Consider the following 15240-nt stretch of genomic DNA (forward strand, 5'->3'; position numbering starts at 1 on the left):
TTCGAGGGCGGAACGAATGCGGCGGCGTGAATCAGCCGCAACAGGCGTCGCTCGCGCACCGGCCGAGGTCGAGGAAGCGGCGCATCGTCAGCAGCACAGACCCTCCTCGGCGTTGGTTCGGCAGTCGATCCGGTGCGGCGGAGCTGGAGGGTAACACTCGAATCCGGACACCCGCGCGACTGTCTCGAACTGTGGTTCCCCCAGGTCATGTACGGTATCGCGCACCCTCGGAGACTCACCCGGGCACGCACCCGGAGATTCAGGAGTGCCACCCATGCCCCAGGAACGGGAACAGGTCCGGGCCCAGGAACAGGTCCAGGACTCGCAGGAGCTGCGCGCCGTCGAATGGACCGGCGACGCCCTCGCCCTGATCGACCAGACCGTCCTGCCGCACCGCAAGGAGATCCTCCAGGTCCGGGACGTGGACGGCCTGGTGGACGCGATCCAGCGTCTCGTGGTCCGCGGCGCGCCCGCGATCGGCGCCGCCGGAGCGTACGGCGTCGCCCTCGCGCTGCTGCAGCGCGACCGTGAGGGCTGGGACGAGGCGCGGCTGCGCGCCGAGATCGCACGCGTACGTGCCGCACGGCCCACCGCGGTGAACCTGATGGTGTGCGTCGACCGGGTCGTCGAGCGCCTCGCCGAGGGACTCGACGCGGTCCTGGCCGAGGCCGCGGCCGTACAGCGCGAGGACGTCGAGGCCAACCGCGCCATGGGTGCGTTCGGCGCGGACTGGCTGCTCAAGCGCGTCGACGCGGACCGGCCGCTGCGCATCCTGACGCACTGCAACACCGGCGCGCTCGCCACCGCGGGCTGGGGCACCGCCCTCGGCGTCATCCGCGAACTCCACGCCCGCGGCCGCCTGGAGGTCGTGTACGCCGACGAGACCCGGCCCCTCCTGCAGGGCTCGCGCCTCACCGCCTGGGAGCTCGTCCAGGAGGGCATACCGCACTACGTCCAGGCCGACGGCGCCGCCGCCGGCACCATCCTGCGCGGCGAGGTCGACGCCGCGATCGTCGGCGCCGACCGCATCGCGGCCAACGGCGACACCGCGAACAAGGTCGGCACCGTGGGCGTCGCGCTCGCCTGCGCCGACGTGGGCATCCCGTTCCTCGTCGCCGCGCCGACCACCACGGTCGACCTGGCCACCCCCGACGGCGACGCCATCCACATCGAACTGCGCGGCGAGGACGAGGTGTTGGAGTGGGCCGGCGTCCGCACCGCACCCGCCGAGTCCCGTGGCCACAACCCGGCGTTCGACGTGACCCCGGGCCGCCTGGTGACGGGCCTCGTCACCGAGCGCGGCGTCCTGGAGGTCTCGGCGGGCGAACTGCCGGGGGAGCGGCTCGGCTAGCGGTACGCGTACGGGATTCGGTTAGCCGTACGTACGAGAGAGGGGCCGGGCGTGTGGCCCGGCCCCTCCCTCCGTGATCCGAACTACCGCTCTGTCAGGGCGAGTTCGAGCAGCCACTCCACGACCTCCGTGTGGTGGCGCGCCTGGCGCGGCGAGTCACCCCACACGTACAGGCCGTGCCCGGCGACCACCACGGCGGGCATCCGAGGGTCGCGGGCCGCCTCGAGCCGGTCGCCAAGCTCCTTCATGTCCTGGCTGTTGGCGATCACCGGCAGCGTCACCTCGGTGCCGTGCGCGGGCTGTCCGACGCCCTTGAGCATCTCCAGGTCCTTGAAGACGATGCCGCCCGGCTCGCGCCGCCCCATCGCCACCGACGCCACCGTGTGCACGTGCACCACCGCGCCCGCACCTGTGAGGGCCGCGACGCGCGCGTGCAGCTCGGCCTCGGCGGACGGCTTGCCCGCACCCACCGCCGCACCGTCACCGTCGACCAACACCACGTCTGCGGCGGTCAGTTCACCCTTGTCGTGACCGCTCGCCGTCACCGCGAGCCGCAGCGGGTCACGGGACAGGACGGCCGACAGGTTGCCCGACGTGCCGCGCATCCAGCCGAACGACGCGAACCGCGCCGACTCGGTGGCGAGTACCGCCCCGGCCTCTTCCAACTCGGCAGGGCCGATAGGGGGCGTGCTCACAGCGTGCTCCTCGTGCTCAGGGTGATCTCGTCGAACGTGCCCGCCTCGGGGTGCTCGCCGACGCCTTGCTCGTAGTACGGCTCTCCGGGGCGGCGGACACCGACGGTGCGCCAGCCGGCGGCGCGGGCCGCGTCCAGCTCGCCGGGCCGGTCGGAGAGGAAGAGGGTGCGCCCGGCGTCCACACCGAGCGCTTCGGTGATCCGGCGGTACGAGGCCGCCTCCTGCTTGGGGCCCGCGTTCTCGGTGTCGTACAACTCGCCCACCAGCGGCAGCAGATCACCCTCCGGGCTGCTCGCGAACCACGCCCGCTGCGCGGCCACGGAACCCGAGGAGTACACGTGCAGGGCGATGCCCGCCGCGTGCCAGCGGCGCAGGGCCGGGAGCACGTCGTCGTAGAAGTGCGAGACGAGGTCGCCGCGCGCGAAGCCCTCGGACCAGATGAGGCCCTGCAGGGTCTTGAGCGGGGTCGCCTTGCGGTCCTCGTCGAGCCATTCGTTCAGCGCCCGCTCGACCCGCGCGGCGTCCGCCTCGGGCTCACCGATCAACTCCCGCACCTGCGCGACGGCGCGCACCACTTCGGGATCGGTGCTCCGCTCCGAGAGCAGTGCTCCGAAACGTGAGCGGGAGTACGGGTACAGCACGTCGACGACGAAGCCCGTGGCGCTCGTGGTGCCCTCGATGTCGAGCACCACGGCGTCCACGGCGCCCACGGCGTCGTACCGGACAGCACTCACGCCCGGTGTCCAGCGGCGATCGTGTCGAAGTCCGGGAAGCGGTCGGCGATCCGGTCGCCGGTGAAGGTCCCGATCCAGCCGTCCTCCTCGTGGAAGAACCGGATGGCCGTGAACGACGGGGACGTGCCCATGTCGAACCAGTGCGTCGTCCCGCGCGGCACGCCGAGCAGGTCGCCCTTCTCGCACAGCACGGCGTGCACTTCGCCGTTCACATGCAGATAGAAGATGCCGGCCCCGGACACGAAGAACCGGATCTCGTCATCGTCGTCGTGCGTGTGCTCCTGCAGGAACTTCTCCCGCGCGGCCTTCGCCTTCGCCGGGAACTCCGGGTCGTCGCTCGGGTGCAGGCCGAGAACGTCGACCGTGGTGAAGCCCTCTTCGGCGTTCAGCTTGTCGATCTCCGGGCCGTACGCGGCGAACACCGTGTCGCTGTCGGCGTCGAACGGCACGCTCTCGCGCACCGGCCACTGCTCGTAGCGCACCCCGAGCGGAGCGAGGGCGGCCGCGATCTCGGCGGGCTCGGAGGTGCGGCGCACCACGGTGTCGGGACCGGACTCGGGCCAGGTCGTCAAAAGGGTCATGTGAACTCCAGAAAGGACCGCAAGGGACCGGGGGGGATCAGGGGAGGGGGCCGCTGTCGTCACGTCACCCCTCACCGTCCCCGGGACTGATGCCGGACATCGGATCGTATCCCCAGGTGGACGCCGTGCGGCAGGCGGCAACCGGCCCGTCTCACTCCCCGAGAAACCCTCCGGTGTCACTCACTCAGGCGCCGTACTTCCCGCGCGGCGTCCTGCGCGGCCCGTTCGGCACGGGCCGTGGCATCGGCCGCCGCCCGGTCCCGCTCCTCGGCCTCGTGCTGCTCGAGTTCGGCCGGCTCCAGCTCCGCGCGCGCACGCCGGAGCCGCTCCTCGGCCGCGGCCACGTCCGCGCGGGCGCGGTCGTGCCGCTCCCGCGCCCGGCCGAGCGCCGCGTCCGTGTCCTGCTGTTCGGCACGCTCGCGGCGCAGCAGCCGGTCGGCCCGCGCGGCGGCCTGGCGGGCGGCGGCGAGCTCCTCCCGCTTACGACGGGTGCGCCGCTCGGCGAGTTCGTCGGTGGGGGTGCTTGCCGGAGCGGCTGTCGGAAGGTCTGTCGAAAGGCCCGTCGCCAGGTCCGTGGCTGGGCCCGTCGTCAGGCCCGTCGTCAGGTCCGTCGGAAAGTCCACCGGGGGAGTGAGGGAGCTCTCCAGGCGCCCGGCGGCCCACAGGTCCGCCGCGCCCTGATCGGCGAGGACCGCGCGCAGCGTGGATACGACCTCCTGCCCCGCCGCGTCGGACAGCCGGTGCCCGGCGTCACGGGCGAGCGCGGCGGCCTGCCCGGCCAACGCCGAGACGACCCGGCCGCGCTGCTGCGACAACTCTTTGATCTCGTCGGCGTCGAGCGTCCGGTACGCCGTACGCAGGGCCTGCCCGAGCTCCAGGAACCGTCGGCTGTCCGCAGGTTGGGAGCGGAGCAGCAGGTTCGCCGCCCAGGCCGCGAGGGTGGGGCGACGCGCCGCACGGATCCGGCGCGCGTCCGCCACCCGCCCGTCGGCCTTGGCCTCGGCGGCCAGCTCCGCCCGGCGGGCGACGAAGCCGGTCGGCGCCGTGACGTAGAGCTCGTCCAGAACCCGCTCCACGTCCGACTCCGGGTCCCGCTCCGGGTTCCCTGGCCTGTTCTCGCGCTGCATGCCCCTCACCCTCCACCGGGGCGGGGTGCGGCGCATGTCGCGGTGCGCGGCCTCGTACCGGAAATCAGTGCTCCCCCAACCGCCTCGGGCGCGACACGACGGCGGACGCGGCTCAACTGGCGGCTGTACGGGGGTACTTCGTCATTCACGCGCTGGCGGCAGGCTCCGGTCACCGGCACGGCTCGCACGACGGTCACCGTCCTCATGGCTGTCACCATCCCGCGCCACGACGGCCATGAACTGCTCGTGCACGCGCAGTTCGCGTCCCCTGCCCGGACTCGTCAGGACAACCGCCTTCGCCTCGGCCAGCGCACCGGGGCCCGCCCCGAGCAGCTCGCGCGTAATCACCACCGCGTCGAGCACCGCGACCTCGCGCTCACTCAGCAGCCGCTGCACCGCGGCCATGCCCCCGGCACCCGCGAGCAGCGGCCGGCACGCGTCGATGAGGGGCTCAAGACGGGCCACCCGCTCCCGGTGTCCCCCGCTGCTCGCCGTCACGTCGTCCCTTCCCTCTGCCCGGAGTCCCGTCCGGAGTCCCGTCCGGACCCCCGCCCGATCATCGCCGAAGTCGGCCCCGCCGCACAGCAGTTGCCGACCCAGCATGCGCACACTCACCGCTCCCGCAACCCCGCCACGGCGTTCCTGATCGCCGGCAGCCGCCCGTACAGGACCTTGCCGGGACAGTTGGTCTGGTAACTGTCGCGGTGGCCCGAGATCACGTGGAGTCGGGCCGTCTCGCCCTTCCGGTATGTGCTCGCGTCGCTCGTCGAGACCAGGCGGACCGTGCCGCGGGGGTCGGCGCCCCGGCGGAGTTTCCAGGCGGCGACCTTCGCGATGCCCGCCTCGAGGGCCGGTGGGACCTTCGTGCCGGGGCCGAACGTGCCGAGGGCCGCTATGCCGATCGTGTCCACGTTGAAGCCCTTGGTGTGCGCCCCCTCCACGGGACGTGTGACGCCGCCCGCCCGGCCCTCGTAGATCGTTCCGCAGCGGTCGACCACGAAGTTGTAGCCCATGTCGTCCCAGCCCTCGTTCTTCACATGGTCCTGCTGCATCGCCCGCAGCATCCGCGGTACGTCGGCGCAGTCGTAATCGTTCGGATGGCCGGTGTGGTGCAGGAAGACCGCGCTCACCGTGTGCGTATAGGTCGCCCGTTCCTTGACGAGCCCCTCGTCCGCCCGCCACACCTTCCGGCTGACGATCGCGGGCCGAGGGGCGACGGGGCGGACCGCGGCGGGCTCGGGCCGGGTGGGCAGGACGGGCCGGGACGGGGCGTCCTGCAGCACCAGCAGGGTCAGCGAAACGACCCCGGCACCCAGCAGGATCGTCCGGCGGGACCACATGGACCCATCGTGTGCCCGGCCACCTGCCCCTCACAGGTGAGCCAGCCATTCGGGTGAACGGGAAGGGGACTGCCGGGAGGCCGGGCGGCCCGCCGTGGTCCGCCGTGGCCCGTCACCGTGTGGCGGCCCCGTCCAGCCACCCGCCGTACGGCTCGGGCGCGGGCGGCCTTGGGTCGGTCCCGGCCGCACCCATGTCGTGGTACGCGGCGCGCTTGAGCTGATCCGCCAGATTCTCCATGGCACGGGCGGTCGCGAGTTCGTCACCGATCTCGGGCACGTCCTTGTCCGCCGGGTTGCAGCGCGCGGTGCCGCGTCCGGTGAGGTGGGTCGTACTCGTGTCCAGCTCCACGCGGGCCTTGGTCGTGTGCTCCTCCTCGACGAGGTAGACGTGGGTGTTCCATTCGGAGTTGTGCGACATGACGTACCTCCGGTGAGGTCGGGTGGGCGGGGGATCGGGGGTGCCAGGGGCGTCAGGGGTTCAGGTGCGGTGGGTCCGGGCCGTCGTCGTCGGCTCCCTGGCCGGGCCGCAGCCGCCCGGACCAGTGCGGCTCGATCCGCGCCCACTCCCGTTCCCATTCCCGTGCGCTGCGCGCGTCGAGGAGGCGGAGGCGTACGACGACGAGGGCGCCGCCCGCGAGCACGGTCCCGGCCAGCGTTCCGACGCCGACCTCGACCGCGTACAGCGTGGTGTCGCCCCGGTCGGGCGGCGGGCCCGCCTCACGGCCCTCGTCGTCGACCCACACCTGGACCCGGTCACCGTCACGGGTGCCCGCCGGAACGGGCACGGTCTCCGTGTGCGCCCGGGAAGCGGGGAAGTGCCAGGTGGCGGTCGCGGCGCTGGCCGGCACGCTGCTCTGATCGCCGCCGGTCTGGTAGTTGGTCTCGCTGACCGTCGTGCCGGTCACCAGGTGCCGATGGCGCGCCACCTCCACGGCGGAGCGCTCGCCGTCCGCCCAGGCGGCCCGCCCCAGAAGGACAGCGGCGACCACGGCGACCAGGCAGCTCAGTACGAAGACGGCACGCATACGGGCCCGGGTGCGGTCGGCGTCACGCCGGAGCGGATTACCCCCCGTCCCGGTCGTCCGGTGCTGCATGGCGACGCCTCCGAGCTGGTCCGAGCGTGGCCGGAATGCCGTTCCTTCCCACGATCACGCCGCGCACCCGGCGGGCCGCAGTGCCGAGGGGGCCACCTTTACGGGGCCGAACGGCCCTGGGACCCGTACGGGAGCGGTCGCGGTGCCGTACCGGTCCCGGCAGCAGGGGCCGGGCAGGGTGCGATCGGGGCCGAACGGCCCATCCCGGCAGAGCCCACCGACGTGCCAGCGTGAGAGGTGTCGCCCTTCGGAGACCGCTCCGCGACGGCAGAGGAGGAGCCATGGCCAGCGAGATCCCCGCCCGACCTGAGCTCGGCCCTGTCTACGTGGGCGTCGACGGTTCGCCCGCCGGGCACGCTGCCGCGCTCTGGGCCGCCGCGGAAGCGGACCGCCGCGGGCGGGGCCTGCGTCTGGTCCACGCCGACGACACCGCGCGCCGCTCCCACTACGCGAGCGGCGACACGATCGAAGAAGTACGCGAAGCGGGCCGCGACCTGCTGATCGAGACCGAGGTGGCGGTCCACGACCGCTTCCCGAGCCTGGACGTGACCAAGGAACTGGACCGCCGCGAGCCGGTGGCCGGCCTCCGGGCGGCGGCCGGCACCCGCGGCACGATCGTGGTGGGCAACCGGGGGCTCGGCGGATTCGCCGCCCTCATGCTCGGCTCGGTGAGCCTGGGAGTGGCGACCCGCGCCGACGTACCGGTGATCGTCGTCCGTGGTGACAGCGACCGCCCCGAGTCGGGCTCGGTGACGGCGGCCGTGCACGGCCGTGCGGATCTCGGCTGGCTGCTCCTCGCCGCCGCCGAGGCGGACGCCCGCAAGGCGGCACTGCGCCTGGTGAGCGTCTGGAACGTGCTCGCCCACGTCGGCAGCGTCGCGACCATGCTGGACGACCTCGACGAGATCGCCCGTCGGCGTGTGCACGAGGTCGCGGAACTCGCCGACCACGTACGGGAGTTCTTCCCCGGGCTCATCGTCAGCCATCACGTCGAGACGGGCACGAGCACGCCCGGGATCCTGGTCGAGGCGAGTACCCACACCGACCTGCTCGTGATGGGCCGGGCACGCCGCGCACTGGGCGCGGGGCCGACCCTGGGCCGCGTCGCGCACATCCTGCTCCACCACGCCCACTGCCCGGTGGAAATCGTCCCGCCCGCCTTCGCCGCGGGTACCCGGTAGCTGCTATCCGTGGTCCGTGGTCACGCCGGCGGACCGAAGGCCCCTGTCGTCAGGCGTCGCCCGGTGTCACCAGGCCGGACTCGTAGGCGAGGACGACGAGTTGGGCGCGGTCGCGGGCGCCGAGTTTGGTCATGGACCGGTTGACGTGGGTCTTCGCGGTGAGCGGGCTGATGACCATGCGGTCGGCGATCTCGTCGTTGGACAGCCCTTGCGCGACCAGCGTCACGGCCTCCCGCTCGCGGCTGGTCAGCACGTCCAGGCTCGCTCCGCCGGGCCGGGGGCCGGGCCGGTCGACGTACCGGTTGATGAGTTTGCGGGTGATCGACGGGGCGAGCAGCGCGTCGCCGCGTGCCGCGACCCGGACGGAGTGCAGGAAGTCCTCCGGGACGATGTCCTTGACCAGGAACCCGGCGGCGCCCGCGCGCAGCGCGTCGAAGACGTAGGAGTCGAGGCCGTAGTTGGTGAGGATCACGACATGCACCGCGGTGAGTTCCGGGTGCGCGGCGATCCGCCGGGTGGCCTCGATGCCGTCGACGACCGGCATCTGGATGTCGACGAGCGCGACATCGGGCCGGTGCTCCACGGCGAGGGCGAAGCCCTCCTCGCCGTCGGACGCCTCGGCCACCACCTCGATGTCGTCCTCCAGGTCGAGGAGCGCGCGGAACCCGCTGCGGATGAGCGGCTGGTCGTCCACCAGCAGAACCCTGATGACGCCGCCCGTACCGCCCGTACCGCCCGTACCGCTCGCGCCGATCACGCCTGCTCCACGGGGAGTTCGGCCTGCACCGTGAAGCCGCCCTCGCCGCGCGGCTCGGCCCGCAGCCGCCCGCCGAGCGCGGTGACGCGCTCGCGCATGCCGAGCAGCCCGAGCCCCGGCACCGGGGCGGCGGCCGGTGTGGCCGTGCCGTCGTCGTCGACGCGTACGGCCAGGGCGTCCGGGCGCCGGTCGATCCGGACCGAGGCCGTGGCGGCGTCCGCGTGCCGGGCGATGTTGGTGAGCGACTCCTGCACGATCCGGTACACGGTCCGTTCCACGGCGGCGGGCACGTCGTGGTGCAGTCCTCCGTTGTCTCCGGCACCTCCGACACCTCCGACGCCTTCGACACCCTCGACGCCGTCGACGGTCAAGGTCGCGGTGAGGCCCAACGCCCGTGCCCCCGCGACGAGTTCAGGTATGTCGGCGAGGCCGCGCGGCGGTGTGGTGTCGTCGTCGCGCAGCGCCTCCAGGGTCGCGCGCAGCTCGCGGCTCGCCTCGCGCCCGGCCGCCTGGATCGCCAACAGCGCCTCCGGTACGTGCTCGCCCCGCCTGCGCGCCACATGCACGGCCACTTCGGACTGCACCTTGACGACCGAGATCTGGTGCGTGAGCGCATCGTGCAACTCCCTTGCGATACGCAGCCGTTCCTCGTCGGCGCGGTGCCGGGCGGCCTCCTCCCGGGTGCGCTCGGCCACGTCGGCCCGCCGCTCTGCCTGCCGCAGCGCCTCACCCGCGGCGCCGGCCGCGAGCAGCCAGGCGATCTCCAGGGCGCCGCGGGCCCGCGCGAACGCCTCGCCCGTGTCGTGCAGGCCCGCCGCCATGGCTGCGAGGGGGAGCGCGGCCAGCATGCCCACACTCGCGACGATCGTGACGGTGCGGTGCCCCGCGCGTACGGCCGCGTACACCGCGAACAGGTAGGCGACGACCGGCACGTCGAACCCGGCGGCCTGGTACCCCACCCCGCACACCCAGGTGACGGCCAGGACCGGTACCGGCGCCCGGCGCCCCCACGCGAGCGCAAGGCCGCCGAAGGCGAGGAGCACGTACCCGACCAGGTCGACGTGCGCGGCGGCGCGTTCCCCTGACATCCCGGTGACCAGCAGCACCGCCGCCACACCAACGGCCACCACGGCGTCCCTGACCCCGAGGGGAACCCCCCACCACCCTCTGCTCATGCGCGCACCCTAGCCGGGCCGTCCGGCCGCCGAGTCCCGCTCCCGGACGAGCGCCCGACTACCGCACACGCAGTACGTACGCGCCGCCTGCCGCGCCCGTAGTAGCCGGGTACGCCGACGGCGGCAGGCCGAAGTGCGTGCGGCCGCAGGACGCGGGGAGGGGTGCCCGCCGAGCATGCTCATCGGGCACGTCCAGTCATGAACATCCCGTCACAGAAGCCCAGTTGACCCAGTTGACCCAATTGACCCAGCTGACTCAGCTGACTCAGCTGAAGGAGCACCCCATGCCCGTACCCCACCTGCTCGCCGCCGACATCTACACCTTCAGCTCCGGCCGGATCGGCGCCGTCGTGGCCGCGCTGCTCGGCCTGACCGGCATCGTCATCGGCGGCCTGGCCCTGGCCCGCGCCACCGGCCGGATCACCACCGGCCCCGGCCGCCGCGGGGCGGCACTGGCCCTGGCGGCGGGGGCGGTCGCGGTGGCCCTCGGCACCGTGGTGGCGACGACGGCCTCCGGCGGCCTCGGTACGGGCAATGGCCTGGGCGGTGCTTATGTGGCGGTGATCGTGGGGGTGATCGGCGGGGTTCTGGGCGGAAGCGCATGGGCCCGTACCCGTCGCGGCGAGTCCGTGGCCGTATCCGTGAACAGGGACTAGAACCACGGAGCATGTCCATCCTGACAGGGCAGCGGCATTTTTCGTAGGGCGGAAAGCACAGTTCGTGAGCCTTGTCCGGGCCCCTCCTCGACTCCCAGAATCTCCTTCGTGAATCACCCGGAGACTGGGGGGACATGGGGAAGATCGATCACGACTCGGTGCTGCGGGCCCGCGTGCTGCTGCTGGCTTCCGGCCGAGTGAGCCTGCCCGAACAGGTCGACGCGTACCGGGTTCTGGCGGAGGTGACCCCGAAGGCGTACATCCCGAAGCTGGTCGACGGGCTCCTCTCGATGAATTACAGGAGCCGGGACCCTGAGGTGGACCTGGAGCTGGCCGCCGAGGCTGTGGAGGCTGCCCGGAGTATCGAGGCCGGGGAGCCGACCCGGACAGCGCGGCTGGGCAGGGCGCTGGACGCCTACCAGTCGGCCCTGTTCACCCTCGGACGCCGCGCAGAGGGGCGTGCGGCTTGCGAGGAACTGGCCGAGGCCGGACAGAGCGGGCGGCTGGCGAAGATCCTGGCCGAGGAGGGGCGCTTCCGGGAGGCCGCAGAGCTCAATGAGAGGGCAGTCCGGAACGGCACACCGGGGCACTCCTTCTGGAACACGGTCGAGTGGGCGGCGAACCTGGAGGGCGCCGGCCTGCACGACGCGGCAGCGGCCGTCTTCCGCGAGCTCCTTGACGAGACCCGGCGCGAGGTCACCGGCCGGCGCACGGCGTTGGCCATCCTCACCTGGGAGCTGGTTCATCTCTCCCGGATGCGCGAGGCCGCCGGGCACGGGGCGGACGCCGTAGCCGCCCGGCGGGAGGCCCTGACCGTCCTGGAGGAGCTGGCGACAACGGGCGAGCCGAAGAACTGGAGCTGCATCCTCGCGTGGTGGGTCACCCTGTTCGCCCTGTCGGGGCGGGGCGACGAGCCGGTGGCGAGCGCCGAGTCCCCTATGCCGCCGTTCGGCACCGACCTCGGATGGTCGAGCGACACGCGGGACGCCTTTCTCGGCACTTTGCCAGGGCTCGAAACGGAGGCGGCGCGACTGCGCGAGGCCGGCCGACTGCCCGAACTGGCCGACGCCCAGCGCCGGATCAGCATCCGCGCGGCCCTCCGCGAGGGCGACCACCCCTACCGGTTCGAGGAGCGGCTCAAGCCGTACTTCGAAGAAGGCGTGGCGCTCGCCCGCCGCCTGCCCGACGACCCCGCACGCCTCGCCCGTGCCTTGACGGACCGCTCGATGTTCCTCGTCGCCGCGCGGACCTTCGAGCCCGCGTATGCCGACTTCACCGAGGCCGTCGCCCTCCTCGACATCCGGTAGTCCTGCTCTGGGCTGGGCCGCTCAGGGCTGGGCTGCTCTGGGCTGGAGGTGGAGCAACGCCCAAGGAGAAAGGCGCTCGAAGCCCGTGACCGAGGAATACCCCCCGACCCCCCGAGGTTGACCCGCACATGTGGAGCAGTGAGCAACTCGACCTGGACGCCTACCTCGCCCGCCTCGGGTACGAGGGCGACCGAAAGCCCACCCTGGAGACGCTGCGGGCCCTGCAGCGGGCGCATGTGCTGACCATGCGGTGGGGCAACTACGACAGCTTCCTGCACCGCGAGGTGCCGATCGATCTGCCGTCGGTCCAGGACAAGTTGGTGCGCCGAGGGGGCGGTGGCTACTGCTACGAGCACACCGTGCTCTTCGCCGCCGCGCTGGAGAAGCTGGGATTCAGCTTCACTGCCGTGTCCGGGCGGGTCCAGCTCGGCGCCGACTCCACCACGCCCCGCCCGACCACGCACGCCATGCTGATCGTTGACGTCGACGGCACGCGCTGGCTCGACGACATCGGCTTCGGCGCCAGCCCTCTGGAACCCATCGAGCTCGTCGACGGCGCACTGAGCGAGGCCGGGCCCTGGCCGTACCTGCTGCGCTGGCAGGACATCACCCACGGCTCGCCGGGCTGGGCGGTGCACCAGCGCGCCGACGCGACGGAGAGCGGGGAGGGTTCGGAGGGCCCGGAGGGCTGGACGGTGCGGCAGGTCTTCACCGAGACCCCGCAGTACCCCGTCGACTACGCGATGGGTAACCACTTCGTGGCCACCCACCCCCGATCCCCGTTCGTGTCCCGCCCGTTCATCCAACGCCTGCGCACGGACCGGTACGACACCCTCGACGCCCTGACCTGGACCACGCACCGCCCGGCCGGGCCCCCGGAGTCGGAGACCGTCGAGCCGCACGAGGTCCCGGCACTGCTCGCGGACGTCTTCGGCATCCCGTCCGACCCGGACGAGGCGGAACTGTTGGTGTCGCGGCTCAGGGAGTTGCCCGGCAGCCTCGACGCGTAGGCGAATGGCGCTCACCCCCATGGATTCCGCATCGCCCGACGGGCCTGCCCGCCACCACGACCCCGGCGGCTCCCTGGCCCAGTTCGCCGGGCGGATCCTTGTGGTCTGCGAACGGTGCGGTGGCCGGGCGGTGGTGGTTCCCCGGCCGGGACTGCCCGCGCCCAGACACTCGACCGAGCTCCTGTTCCAGCCCCGTCGCGTGGCCTGCGCGCGGTGCGGGGGAGTCGCGGAGTGGGAGCCCGAGGCGCGGGGCGGCGCGCTCGTCGGGGCGGTGCTCGGCGGTACCGAGGACCCGTTCTTCCACCGTCCGCTCTGGCTGCAGGTCCGCTGCGCGGGGCACGTCCTGTGGGCCTACGACGCACCGCATGTCGACGCACTGTCCGCCTACGTCGACGCCCGGCTGCGCGAGCGTGGCGGGTTGGCGCCGACGCGCGCCATGTTCGCCCGGCTGCCGGCGTGGATGAAGGTCGCGGACAACCGTACCGACGTCCTGGCCGGCCTGCGGACCCTGCGTGCCCTGTCAGAACGGTCCGCACCCGGCGACCGCTCCGATGCCGCACATGAACGCGGTGACAAGGCCCGACCACACCGGAGCTTCTACTTCCGGTCCACCCCGTACCCGCCCGGTCCCTGACCCCAGGGGACCGGAACCCCCGCCCCTTGTTTCGGCCCCGGCCGAAGAGGGACGCGGGGGTCAACTCCCGTGCTGCACGCTCTTGTTCGTGAGGCGAGGGCGGTGCGACACCGTTCGTCCTCGAGGAAACGTCGACGGGGGAGCACGGGATGCGTACGGGGGAACCGAGAGCCGGGCGGGCCGTCAGCGGACTGCTGCTCGTGCCCGCCCTTGCCGCGTGCGGAGCGGCCGAGCACGTGCGTGAGCTCAGCACCGCCGAGCGCGCCGTGGTGCGGCAGGCGGAGGAGGAGCTCGTACGGCGCTGCATGGCCGCGCAAGGGTTCCGGTACTGGCCCGCGGCCGTCAACGACCCCGAGGCGTCACGGCAGTTCGACTACGTCGTCGACGACATCACCTGGGCCGGCACCTACGGATACGGCCCCGACGCACCCACCGCCGGCCCCAACGCGACCTACCGTGCCCGCCTCCCCGCCAAGTCGAGGAAGCGCTACGACCGTGCCCTGGACGGCAGCGGACGGCGCGTGCTCAAGGACACGTTGCCCACCGGGCAGACCATCCAGAGCCCGGCCGAAGGCTGCTCGGCGCACGCGGAACAGAAGCTGTACGGCGACCGGGCCGTCTGGTTCCACGCCCGCGTCGTCGCCGACAACCTCGCCCCCCTCTACCAGCGGAAAGTGCTGGCCCACCCCCGTTACCTGCGGGCCGAACGCGCCTGGGCCGCCTGTATGCGGGAGCGCGGCTTCCCGTACACCTCGCCCGGCGAGTCACGGGACCGGGCGACAGCGGCGCGACGGAGCGGCGCCGAGGTCAGGACGGCCGTCGCCGAGGCCCGCTGCGCCCGTCGTACGGGGCTCGCCGAGGTGGCCAAGGAGCTGGACCGGAAGTTCGGCGCCCCCGCGCGCGAGCGCTACAGCGCCGAGGTCAGCACCCAGAACCGGCTGCGCCTGCACGCACTTTCCACGGCACGGACGATCGTCACCGACCCGCGCTGAGCGCACACAACAGCGGCAGGTGCACCGGTAGGCGCACCCACACGTACACCCACAGATTTCCGCGGCCGGCCGGCGCGGATCACGGTGCCCGGAGCACCGACAGAACAGTACGTAACGCGCAACCACCATCCGTTCTCGAAAGGAACAGACAGATGCGTAAGACACGATTCACCCTGGTCGGACTGGGCGTCGCCGCCCTCACCGCGTCCGGAGCGATGGCCGCACAGGCCGCACCGACGACTGCCCCGGCCAAGGCCGTAGTAGTCGACTCGGGTGCGGGCGCCCAGGTCACCAAGTGCAAGAACGTGAACCGGAACACCGGATACGTGCACGCCTGGACGAAGTCCAACTGCCAGGGCTACCACGGCAAGAAGAGTGGCAACGACAGCAACTACAGCTCGAAGATAGACAACAAGGCCACCTCGGTCGTCAACTCCGGCTACGTGCACCAGAACGACACCGTGAAGTTCTACACGAAGACCAAGTACCGGGGATCCAGCTTCTGCCTCGAGCGGAGCGACCAGATCAGCAAGCTGAAGAAGTTCGACAACCGCATCTCCTCGCACCGTTGGGTGAACGGCTGCTGAGACGGCCCACCGGCCGCAG

General features: G+C 72.4%; 18 protein-coding genes. 8 read left to right on the plus strand and 10 right to left on the minus strand.

Annotated elements, in window-relative coordinates:
* The first annotated feature begins 274 nt into the window (after positions 1 to 274).
* Complete coding sequence (mtnA, locus tag GUY60_RS04290; RefSeq protein ID WP_161693900.1) at positions 275 to 1351, plus strand: S-methyl-5-thioribose-1-phosphate isomerase; 1077 nt, start codon at positions 275 to 277, stop codon at positions 1349 to 1351.
* A gap of 83 nt (positions 1352 to 1434) precedes the next feature.
* Here mtnA and mtnB read toward each other — a convergent pair whose 3' ends face one another.
* From mtnB to GUY60_RS04330, 8 genes are all read right to left on the minus strand, one after another.
* A complete protein-coding gene (gene mtnB / locus GUY60_RS04295) occupies positions 1435 to 2046 on the minus strand; it encodes a methylthioribulose 1-phosphate dehydratase (RefSeq protein ID WP_312866180.1) in 612 nt (203 codons plus the stop codon).
* Positions 2043 to 2780: an acireductone synthase gene (gene mtnC / locus GUY60_RS04300; RefSeq protein ID WP_161693902.1), complete on the minus strand. Its 738-nt coding sequence runs from the start codon at positions 2778 to 2780 to the stop codon at positions 2043 to 2045. Before mtnC ends, mtnB begins: the two co-directional genes overlap by 4 nt.
* Positions 2777 to 3361 carry a 1,2-dihydroxy-3-keto-5-methylthiopentene dioxygenase gene (locus tag GUY60_RS04305; protein WP_161693904.1) on the minus strand — a complete coding sequence of 195 codons (585 nt, stop codon included), beginning with the start codon at positions 3359 to 3361 and terminating at the stop codon, positions 2777 to 2779. The genes mtnC and GUY60_RS04305 overlap by 4 nt, the downstream gene beginning before the upstream one ends.
* Positions 3362 to 3537: 176 nt before the next feature.
* Positions 3538 to 4488, minus strand: a complete 951-nt coding sequence (locus GUY60_RS04310; protein WP_161693906.1) for a hypothetical protein — start codon at positions 4486 to 4488, stop codon at positions 3538 to 3540.
* A 141-nt stretch (positions 4489 to 4629) separates the two neighbouring features.
* On the minus strand, positions 4630 to 4986 hold the full coding sequence (locus GUY60_RS04315) for a hypothetical protein (protein WP_161693908.1): 357 nt from the start codon (positions 4984 to 4986) through the stop codon (positions 4630 to 4632).
* Positions 4987 to 5099: 113 nt separating this feature from the next.
* Positions 5100 to 5828 carry a peptidoglycan recognition protein family protein gene (locus GUY60_RS04320; RefSeq protein WP_161693910.1) on the minus strand — a complete coding sequence of 243 codons (729 nt, stop codon included), beginning with the start codon at positions 5826 to 5828 and terminating at the stop codon, positions 5100 to 5102.
* Positions 5829 to 5940: 112 nt separating this feature from the next.
* Complete coding sequence (locus GUY60_RS04325) at positions 5941 to 6246, minus strand: DUF1876 domain-containing protein (RefSeq protein ID WP_161693911.1); 306 nt, start codon at positions 6244 to 6246, stop codon at positions 5941 to 5943.
* Positions 6247 to 6298: 52 nt separating this feature from the next.
* Positions 6299 to 6922 (minus strand): Rv1733c family protein, encoded by a 624-nt coding sequence (locus GUY60_RS04330; RefSeq protein ID WP_446696995.1) that lies wholly within the window; start codon positions 6920 to 6922, stop codon positions 6299 to 6301.
* 281 nt (positions 6923 to 7203) lie between these two features.
* On the opposite strand from GUY60_RS04330, the gene GUY60_RS04335 reads away from it, so the two are divergent.
* Positions 7204 to 8103: a universal stress protein gene (locus GUY60_RS04335; RefSeq protein ID WP_161693915.1), complete on the plus strand. Its 900-nt coding sequence runs from the start codon at positions 7204 to 7206 to the stop codon at positions 8101 to 8103.
* A gap of 49 nt (positions 8104 to 8152) precedes the next feature.
* Here GUY60_RS04335 and GUY60_RS04340 read toward each other — a convergent pair whose 3' ends face one another.
* Positions 8153 to 8860, minus strand: coding sequence for a response regulator (locus GUY60_RS04340; protein ID WP_312866181.1), 708 nt, complete (start codon positions 8858 to 8860; stop codon positions 8153 to 8155).
* The gene (locus GUY60_RS04345; protein WP_161693917.1) at positions 8857 to 10035 is read right to left on the minus strand and encodes a sensor histidine kinase; all 1179 of its coding nucleotides are present in this window, start codon (positions 10033 to 10035) and stop codon (positions 8857 to 8859) included. Before GUY60_RS04345 ends, GUY60_RS04340 begins: the two co-directional genes overlap by 4 nt.
* Before the next feature lie 284 nt (positions 10036 to 10319).
* On the opposite strand from GUY60_RS04345, the gene GUY60_RS04350 reads away from it, so the two are divergent.
* From GUY60_RS04350 to GUY60_RS04375, 6 genes are all read left to right on the plus strand, one after another.
* A complete protein-coding gene (locus GUY60_RS04350) occupies positions 10320 to 10691 on the plus strand; it encodes a DUF6223 family protein (RefSeq protein WP_161693919.1) in 372 nt (123 codons plus the stop codon).
* Between the two features lie 134 nt (positions 10692 to 10825).
* Positions 10826 to 11998 (plus strand): hypothetical protein, encoded by a 1173-nt coding sequence (locus GUY60_RS04355; protein WP_161693921.1) that lies wholly within the window; start codon positions 10826 to 10828, stop codon positions 11996 to 11998.
* A 128-nt stretch (positions 11999 to 12126) separates the two neighbouring features.
* Positions 12127 to 13008, plus strand: coding sequence for an arylamine N-acetyltransferase family protein (locus GUY60_RS04360; RefSeq protein WP_161693923.1), 882 nt, complete (start codon positions 12127 to 12129; stop codon positions 13006 to 13008).
* Positions 13009 to 13027: 19 nt separating this feature from the next.
* Positions 13028 to 13642 (plus strand): hypothetical protein, encoded by a 615-nt coding sequence (locus tag GUY60_RS04365; protein ID WP_161693925.1) that lies wholly within the window; start codon positions 13028 to 13030, stop codon positions 13640 to 13642.
* A 149-nt stretch (positions 13643 to 13791) separates the two neighbouring features.
* Entirely contained in the window at positions 13792 to 14634 is an 843-nt protein-coding gene (locus GUY60_RS04370; RefSeq protein WP_161693927.1) for a hypothetical protein, read from the plus strand.
* A 152-nt stretch (positions 14635 to 14786) separates the two neighbouring features.
* A complete protein-coding gene (locus GUY60_RS04375; protein WP_161693929.1) occupies positions 14787 to 15221 on the plus strand; it encodes a peptidase inhibitor family I36 protein in 435 nt (144 codons plus the stop codon).
* Positions 15222 to 15240: the final 19 nt, after the last annotated feature.

This window comes from Streptomyces boluensis (assembly GCF_009908195.1).
Lineage (GTDB): Bacteria > Actinomycetota > Actinomycetes > Streptomycetales > Streptomycetaceae > Streptomyces > Streptomyces boluensis.

Bases quoted from the DNA above. Each gene is read 5' to 3' on its own strand.
- GUY60_RS04310 (WP_161693906.1), bottom strand. From the start codon at position 4,488: ATGCAGCGCGAGAACAGGCCAGGGAACCCGGAGCGGGACCCGGAGTCG.
- GUY60_RS04365 (WP_161693925.1), top strand. From the start codon at position 13,028: ATGGATTCCGCATCGCCCGACGGGCCTGCCCGCCACCACGACCCCGGC.
- mtnA (WP_161693900.1), top strand. From the start codon at position 275: ATGCCCCAGGAACGGGAACAGGTCCGGGCCCAGGAACAGGTCCAGGAC.
- GUY60_RS04330 (WP_446696995.1), bottom strand. From the start codon at position 6,922: ATGCAGCACCGGACGACCGGGACGGGGGGTAATCCGCTCCGGCGTGAC.
- GUY60_RS04335 (WP_161693915.1), top strand. From the start codon at position 7,204: ATGGCCAGCGAGATCCCCGCCCGACCTGAGCTCGGCCCTGTCTACGTG.
- GUY60_RS04325 (WP_161693911.1), bottom strand. From the start codon at position 6,246: ATGTCGCACAACTCCGAATGGAACACCCACGTCTACCTCGTCGAGGAG.
- GUY60_RS04360 (WP_161693923.1), top strand. From the start codon at position 12,127: ATGTGGAGCAGTGAGCAACTCGACCTGGACGCCTACCTCGCCCGCCTC.
- GUY60_RS04355 (WP_161693921.1), top strand. From the start codon at position 10,826: ATGGGGAAGATCGATCACGACTCGGTGCTGCGGGCCCGCGTGCTGCTG.
- GUY60_RS04350 (WP_161693919.1), top strand. From the start codon at position 10,320: ATGCCCGTACCCCACCTGCTCGCCGCCGACATCTACACCTTCAGCTCC.
- GUY60_RS04305 (WP_161693904.1), bottom strand. From the start codon at position 3,361: ATGACCCTTTTGACGACCTGGCCCGAGTCCGGTCCCGACACCGTGGTG.
- GUY60_RS04320 (WP_161693910.1), bottom strand. From the start codon at position 5,828: ATGTGGTCCCGCCGGACGATCCTGCTGGGTGCCGGGGTCGTTTCGCTG.
- GUY60_RS04370 (WP_161693927.1), top strand. From the start codon at position 13,792: ATGCGTACGGGGGAACCGAGAGCCGGGCGGGCCGTCAGCGGACTGCTG.
- GUY60_RS04345 (WP_161693917.1), bottom strand. From the start codon at position 10,035: ATGAGCAGAGGGTGGTGGGGGGTTCCCCTCGGGGTCAGGGACGCCGTG.
- GUY60_RS04375 (WP_161693929.1), top strand. From the start codon at position 14,787: ATGCGTAAGACACGATTCACCCTGGTCGGACTGGGCGTCGCCGCCCTC.